At 52.6% G+C, this 7,224-nt stretch carries 8 protein-coding genes; 3 read left to right on the top strand and 5 right to left on the bottom strand.

What is annotated here, in order from left to right; translation table 11 throughout:
* The 5 genes from ACLUYS_RS08705 to ACLUYS_RS08685 form a co-directional block, all read right to left on the bottom strand.
* On the bottom strand, positions 1-348 hold a 348-nt coding region (locus tag ACLUYS_RS08705; protein WP_412659620.1), incomplete at its 3' end, for a CHAP domain-containing protein.
* 99 nt (positions 349-447) lie between these two features.
* Positions 448-606, bottom strand: a complete 159-nt coding sequence (locus ACLUYS_RS08700; RefSeq protein ID WP_412659619.1) for a hypothetical protein — start codon at positions 604-606, stop codon at positions 448-450.
* A 583-nt stretch (positions 607-1,189) separates the two neighbouring features.
* Positions 1,190-2,011, bottom strand: a complete 822-nt coding sequence (locus ACLUYS_RS08695) for a sugar-binding protein (protein WP_230266724.1) — start codon at positions 2,009-2,011, stop codon at positions 1,190-1,192.
* A 264-nt stretch (positions 2,012-2,275) separates the two neighbouring features.
* Entirely contained in the window at positions 2,276-2,797 is a 522-nt protein-coding gene (locus ACLUYS_RS08690) for a hypothetical protein (protein WP_230266725.1), read from the bottom strand.
* Positions 2,787-3,236, bottom strand: coding sequence for a DUF4430 domain-containing protein (locus ACLUYS_RS08685; RefSeq protein ID WP_230266726.1), 450 nt, complete (start codon positions 3,234-3,236; stop codon positions 2,787-2,789). The genes ACLUYS_RS08690 and ACLUYS_RS08685 overlap by 11 nt, the downstream gene beginning before the upstream one ends.
* A 138-nt stretch (positions 3,237-3,374) precedes the next feature.
* Here ACLUYS_RS08685 and ACLUYS_RS08680 point away from each other — a divergent pair, with 138 nt between their 5' ends.
* From ACLUYS_RS08680 to ACLUYS_RS08670, 3 genes are all read left to right on the top strand, one after another.
* A complete protein-coding gene (locus tag ACLUYS_RS08680; protein WP_230266727.1) occupies positions 3,375-4,046 on the top strand; it encodes a hypothetical protein in 672 nt (223 codons plus the stop codon).
* The gene (locus tag ACLUYS_RS08675) at positions 4,036-6,600 is read left to right on the top strand and encodes a homocysteine S-methyltransferase family protein (protein ID WP_412659618.1); all 2,565 of its coding nucleotides are present in this window, start codon (positions 4,036-4,038) and stop codon (positions 6,598-6,600) included. The genes ACLUYS_RS08680 and ACLUYS_RS08675 overlap by 11 nt, the downstream gene beginning before the upstream one ends.
* The coding region (locus ACLUYS_RS08670) for a homocysteine S-methyltransferase family protein (RefSeq protein WP_412659617.1) at positions 6,593-7,224 on the top strand (632 nt) is incomplete at its 3' end. The genes ACLUYS_RS08675 and ACLUYS_RS08670, both read left to right, overlap by 8 nt.

Genomic DNA, 7,224 nt, shown 5'->3' with positions numbered 1-7,224 from the left:
TCCATAGTTGGCTTCGAGAATCGACAGCTGATCGCCGTTTACGTTCCAGACAAAGGCGGTATGCCCGCTCATACGGATCACATCGCCTGCCCGAATGCCTTCGTTTCCAACCACATACCGGGTACCGATCCGCGAGCTGCGCAAATAGCCATGGCACTTGTAATAACAGAGGTAGGCAAAGCCGGCGCACTGCACGCCCTGATCGAAGCTGTTGCATTTGACGCTTCCGCTGCGCGAACCATGATCCGAACACGGAACGTCCGTCGTACTGGTCAGGGAATAGGCCGAATCCGGACTGAAATGGTTCCAGCAGCGCCCCTGCGGCAAATCGCGCCGCAGCTGATTCACACGCTCTTCGAACGTCCCTTCATACGGCTGTACGTCTTTTTCCCGGCTGGAAAATTCAAATTTTCGATCTTCTTCCCCTAAAAGACTCGCATCGATATTTTAAACGGGTTCGGGATACGCATACGTCAGTCCTGAATCGTCTTCTTTGGCCTGAATCTGCATTCGATGACTCTGGAGCGCGGGAGAAATTTCCAGACTGAGCGCCATCGAAACACTCATCAGAACGAGGGCCAGTTGCTTGAGAATCGGATACTTCATACATCTTTCTCCTGTCAAAAAGACAGGTCAGATTATGGATTGGAAATAAATCATCTGACCTGTACAAAAATTGTTGCATTTTCGGAAAATGGCGCGGCGAACCGTTCTTCGCGTCCATTTTCGGGAAAATCTGCCCGGATTTTCCTTTTCTGGCTGGGAATTATGGCATTACTTTTAATTCGTTGCGGACATCTCTAAACCTGATTTTATGAGCAATTCGGACATTTCTTAACTAAGATTCTCTATTATTCCACCCGATTTGTTAAATTGGTTGATCTTTTAAAAATTTAGTATACACATTGTCACTATCGTAATTCATTTGTACCTTCATAATTATTTTTAACTTTATTATCAGACCCGCTTTTTCACCCTCTGAGAGGACCAAAAAGAAAACGTTCCGGGTTTCTGTACCGTTATACGGTTCAGAATCCGAAACGTGTATTCCGGCTCGTCCTTCCTTTTCAAACCGGTTTCTGATTTTAAACTCGACCAAAAGAAAAGCAGCCCTTCCGAAAAAACGGTCAGGACTGCCTTGTGGATGTATTTCAAACGACAGGCCGTCTGCGGTCTGGAACAGATCGTGCTATTTCAGGATACGGAATTCACCGAAGGAAGAATCGACATGATAGTCCGGTTCTTCGGTTTTTGGATCTACCCAGGAAATCCATTCCATGACGGTATCGTCGCCTTCTTTTTCCGGAGACGAGAATTCGGCACGGTATACGCCTGTGCGCATCGTTCCATCTTCCTTAAGAAGGTTCAGATCTTTCAGCGTGCTCAGCGGCACTTTGCCTTCGACAACGTAGCCATCGTCGGTCTGTACGCCAGCGGTTTCAAGACCTTCAAGATTCCAGGTTCCGTCAAAGTGGCGATAGTACTCGATGGAATAGTCATGAACGCGTCCCTTCGGGTCGATTTCTACACCGTAGTAGAGCGGCATGCCTTTGGGTGTCGGCAGGTCTACCGGTCCCTGCGCGAGAAAGATTTCTACGCGGTCTTCCGCATCGACTGTACTTTCATCGTCTTTCCAGTCTTCTTCCACGAGGACTTCCGGATCGGTAACTTCAAACATGAAGTACAGATCGGTTCCGTCGTTGTACGCTTCGAATACCGTTACCGGCGCTTCTTTATCTGCCCATGGATAGAAGAAGGATCCGGAGATATTCTGTACGCTCGACCAGACGTCTTCGTCGATCTTGCCGTCGATCGTCGCTGCTTCGTCTCGTTTTACGACATCATAGTGCGGCGTGGTGGCCTGGTTTGGAATGGCAGCGGAAACGGCCGCTTTTTCCTTTCCTTCCGAAGCTGAAGCGTCGGTCGGCGTTTTGGCCGCCGGCGTTGTAGAGCAGCCAGCAAGAAGCAGCAGCGCGCCGGCGCCCAGAGTAAGTTTTCGCAGAGTGTTCATTTTTCTTTTTCCTCCTGCTTTTCTTACCCCTAGTATAGGTGCGCCTCTTCAACACCTGTAAGCGTTTTCTGACTATTCCATTTTAGTGACCAAAGAAGCCACTGAAAATCCAAGGCATCGCCAAAAATCGCCATATAAATCGCCATATATAGACATTTTAAAAACCTATGTTAAGACATTATCATCCAATTTGTTTGATTCTTTTGCCTTATGATTTTTTCAAAAGGTATACATTAAAAATTCAGCACATCGCTTTTTTCTGGCTTAGCGGCGCCCTGCCGGAGCGCGCCGGTCGAATCGTTTACACAGCCCGCGAAGCGGCAGAAACAGAAAAAACGTCACGACCATATTGGCCACGCCATGGACCAGATCAAAAGGAAGACCCGCCACCCACCACGAAAAGGCAGCGGATACGCCATTGAACAGTCCAAAAATCAGCGCAAACCAGAACCCGAAGGAAAAGCCAAAAACGCCAGCCAGCAGACTCCAGAACCAGATCGATCGGATGCGACGGCAGGCATAGGCCACGTCAAAGAGAAGCGGCCAGACCAGGACATAGCCCATATTCCAGACGCCGGCTCCCCAGACGAGCAGTTCGCAGACGATATAGACACAGATCGCCAGAAAGCCTTTCTTTCCCAGACAGCAGCCGGCCACCAGAACGAGCAGCGTAACCGGTTCAATATTGGGCAGGGACGCCATCGCCATTTTCAGAGCGAACATCAGAGCGCCGTAAAGCGCGCCAAAGCAGGCATCGTAAAGCAGGGTGCGGGACTTACTGCTCATAGGACCATGTGTAGACGGCATCGTTTTCCGGCTGAATCGAACTTACGCCCGTCTGGGCGTCTTCGCCGTTGATCTGCAGTTTCCACCAGGCACCCTTTTCGGCCTTTTCCCCATCGACTTCGGTCACAAAAAGGCCGTACTGACTTTGTTCGCCCGCAATCCATCCCTGCTCGAGAAGCGCGTCGGCCAGATTGGAGGCATTCGTAGTGAGCTGAATCTGCTTGCCTGTCCCATCCTGATGCATCACATGCATGGTAAAAGTAACCGTCTCATTGACCGGGGCATTACTTGAAAGGGAGGTACTCGAACTTTCCTGCAGGGACGATGAACGAACCGCATACGAATCCGCAGCGGATTCTGCATGCGAACAGGCGCCCATAAGCAGCGAAGCACAAAGAAGAACACCCGCACCGTATGTGCGAAGGACAGATTTTTTCATAACGAAGATTCCTTTCCAAAGACACGGCTTTCCAGAACAAATTCACTCTCTTCTGCAGACATCGTCTGCAGATTTTCGTACGCCGTCGGCTTCTACAAGAGTTAGCCTGTTTAAACCATGCTCATTATAATGGAATTCATGAAATGGACGGAAAATTTGAAGCAGACGGCCCTGCGCTATTGTCACGTACCCAAAGCGGCCGTTTCGCGCTATGAACCGCTGCTAGAAGAGCTGCGGCATCCGCTGCAGGAAAATACGCATTTTCGCTTTATCTTTCGCGTTTTTGATCTCGAACGCAATGGAGATTCGATCTCTGTAGATCAGGGGCGAATCGTCCTGAGCGGCCGTATGGCTCAGAGTCTGCTTGCACACTGCGAGAAAGTTCTGATTCTCGGGGCAACGCTTTCTGGCGATTTTGACCGGCAGCTTTCTCAATTTGAAGTACAGAACAGTGCGAAAGCTCTGGTTTTTGACGCACTTGGAAGCGCTTTGATCGACGAAGAACTCGACGCCTGCACAAAAGAGCTGCAGCAGAAGCTTCCTGGCTGGTATTTCAGCGATCGCTTTTCGTGCGGATACGGCGATCTGCCGCTTTCTTTACAAAGCGATCTGGCTGAACTCTTAAAGCTTGCACAGACGATTGGCGTACACGTTCTGCCTTCCCGCATGATGGTTCCGACCAAATCCGTTACCGCATTCATCGGGCTGAGCCGCACGCCCCTTCCTGCAAAAATCCGCGGCTGCGCGTACTGCCCGCTTCGCCCAGACTGCAAATACCTTAAAGGAGGACTTCGCTGCTATGAAAACTGAAACGACATCTCCCCATTACCAAAATACAGACACTTCCAATCGCTTTCTGACTCTGTTTGAACCTGACCGACTGATCGTATTGGACGGTGCCATGGGAACAATGATCCAGAAAGCCGGGCTGCCTTTGCTTCGTCATCCCGAGCGAAACAACGTTCTGTTCCCCGAAGTGATTGAAGGCATTCACCGCCAGTATATCGAAGCCGGCGCGAATGTGATTTACGCCAATACGTTTGGCGCTTCCCCGGATCGATTCCAGGACGAACCGGAATCGTACGAAGTCATCATTCAGCAGGCCGTGGCGCTCGCCCGAAATGCCGCTGCAGGAACCTCCTCCAAAGTCGCGCTCGATCTTGGTCCGCTTGGCATTTTGATGGAACCGATGGGCAGCGTCACCTTTGACGAAGCCTATGCGCAGTTTACGGCGATGGTCAAAGCCGGCGCAAGTGCCGGCGCGGATCTGATTGTCATTGAAACGATGAGCGATTTAGCCGAAGCCAGAGCTGCCCTGCTGGCCGCAAAAGAAAACAGTTCGCTGCCCGTTGCGGTCACGATGACGTTTGAACAGAGCGGCCGGACCTTTTCCGGCACCAGCATCGAATGTGCCGCCATTACCCTGCAGTCCCTGGGCGCGGACGCGATCGGTCTGAACTGTTCCCTCGGTCCGGATCAGCTGGTCGATCTGGTCAAGAGGCTTCATGACGTGACCAGCCTGCCCATTTTGTGCAAGCCCAATGCCGGTCTGCCCGATCCGATCAGCGGACACTACCATCTTTCGGACGAAGACTTTGTTCGCTTTGTCCGAAAAATCGTCGAAGCCGGTGCGGTAGCCATCGGCGGCTGCTGTGGGACGACCCCCAGCACCATTTCCCGGCTTTCAAAAGCCTTGAAAAACCACCCGCTGCGGCCAGCCGGAAAGCGGCTGGACGCCATCTGTTCGGATCGTCTGTTCACTTTGTGTGACGGGATTCAGGTCGTTGGCGAGCGCATTAACCCGACGGGGAAAAAGCGCATGCAGAAGGCGCTGCGCGAGGAAGATTTTGATTTCATCGCCCGCCTCGCCATTGAACAGAAAGAAGCCGGCGCAAACATTCTGGATGTGAATGTCGGCGCGCCGGATGTGGACGAAGTTCGCCTGATGCCGCTGGTCATTCGTACGATTCAAAGCGTCTGCGATCTGCCCCTGCTTCTGGACTCTTCCAATCCGAAAGCGCTTGAAGCCGGACTGCGCCAGGCGTCGGGCCGATGCGCCGTCAATTCGGTAAACGGTTCGCAAAAAAGCATGGATTCCATTTTCCCGCTCGCCCAGAAATACGGCACGCCAGTCGTTGCCCTCTGTCTGGATGATGCCGGAATTCCCGACAGTACAAAAGGCCGTCTGGAAATTGCCCGTCGCCTGGAACAGGAAGCCGCCATATACGGCATTGCCCACGGCGATCTGTGGTTTGACGCGCTGACGCTGACCGTCAGCGCTCAGCAGGATCAGGCAAAATGCAGTCTGGAAACAATCGAAAAACTGAACAAAGAACCCGATACGCGAACGATCCTTGGTGTTTCCAACATTTCCTTCGGTCTTCCCTGCCGGCCGATTCTGACCCAGGCATTTTTGAGCGCCGCGCTGCAGTGCGGTCTGAACTTTGCGATCATCAACCCGTCTCTGGAACCGCTGATGGATACGATTGCGGCGTTCAAAGTCCTTCGCCAGATCGATGACGGCTGCCGCGGCTACATCGAACGTTTTGCGCAAAGGCAGTTTCTCGAAACGCAGAAACCGGCAGCGACATCCGCTGCGGCGTCGATTCAAACTTCGAGCCCAGTAAATCCGTCGGCCGAATCCGCTTTGACAAGCGGCGCGAATGCTGCACCGCTGTCTGGCGGCTGTGATTCCCGCGCCCGTCTGATGGATGCCATTTATAAAGGTCTTTCCGGCGAGGCAGCCGAGGCCGCTAAAGACCTTCTGCGCGAAGGCGAAGACGAAATCGAACTCACGTCTGAACTGCTCATTCCGTGTCTCGATCGTGTCGGTACGGATTATGAAAAAGGCGTTCTGTATCTGCCGTCCCTGCTCCAGTCGGCCAATGCCGCGCAGGCGGTTTTTGAAGTGATCGCCCAGTCGCTCGAAGCGTCCGGCAAAAACCGGGAATCGCGCGGTGAAATCGTTCTGGCTACCGTGCAGGGCGATATCCATGACATTGGAAAGAACATCGTCAAGACGCTGCTGGAAAACTATGGCTTTACCGTCATCGATCTGGGCCGCGATGTCTCCCCGCAAGCCGTATTGGATGCGGTCGTTTCACGAAACATTCGTCTGGTCGGTCTTTCCGCTTTGATGACGACTACGCTCAAAGCGATGGAAGAGACCATCGCCCTTCTTCACACGCTCGACAATCCGCCCAGAATCATGGTCGGCGGCGCGGTTCTGACCGAAGAAGCCGCGAAAAACATAAAGGCCGACTGGTACGCGCCCGATGCGAGAGCTTCGGTTCAGATTGCGGAAACCTTTTTTGAAAAGAAAAATCGAGAATCCGACAAAAAGGAGACATCCGCACATGACTGATCCCCAGCCTTCAAAATTCGCGAAAGACGTTGTCTATCCCGTGCTGTTTGACGGCGCCTACGGGACGTACTATGCTGCGAAAACACAGAATCCCGCCGATCAGGTCGATCAGGCGCTTCTGGACGATCCCGCCTGCATCGAAGCCATTCACCTTGAATACCTGCAGGGTGGTGCCAGCGCGATCAAGACGTGTACCTTTTCCGTTCCTGGCCTGTATACCCAAAATCCCCATCTGACGGCGCATCTGATTCATCAGGCTGTACAGACCGCAAACGCGGCGATCGAAAAATCCGGACGCAGCGATGTTTTGCTGTTCGCGGATCTTGGTCCGGTTTCGAAACAGGAAAATCCTCGTCTGGTGTTTGAACCGCTTGCCCGTCTCTTTCTGGACGAGGGGGTAACGAACTTTCTGCTGGAAACCCAGCCGGATTTTCGCGAGATGGAAGACATTTCGCAAGCGATTCGCGATCTCTGTCCGGCTTCACGCATTGCGATCAGTTTTGCGGCTGGTCCGGACGGACTCAGTCCGAACGGCTGTTCCGCAAGGATGCTTCTGGAAAAAGCCGATCAGGCACCCGCCATCGACTGGATTGGTCTGAACTGTCTTTGCGGACCGTCTCACAT

This window comes from Allobaculum sp. (assembly GCF_047010065.1).
GTDB classification, from domain to species: Bacteria; Bacillota_I; Bacilli_A; order Erysipelotrichales; family Erysipelotrichaceae; genus Allobaculum; species Allobaculum fili.
Note: the sequence above shows the minus strand (reverse complement) of the source record. Positions and strands in the feature narration are given on the sequence as shown.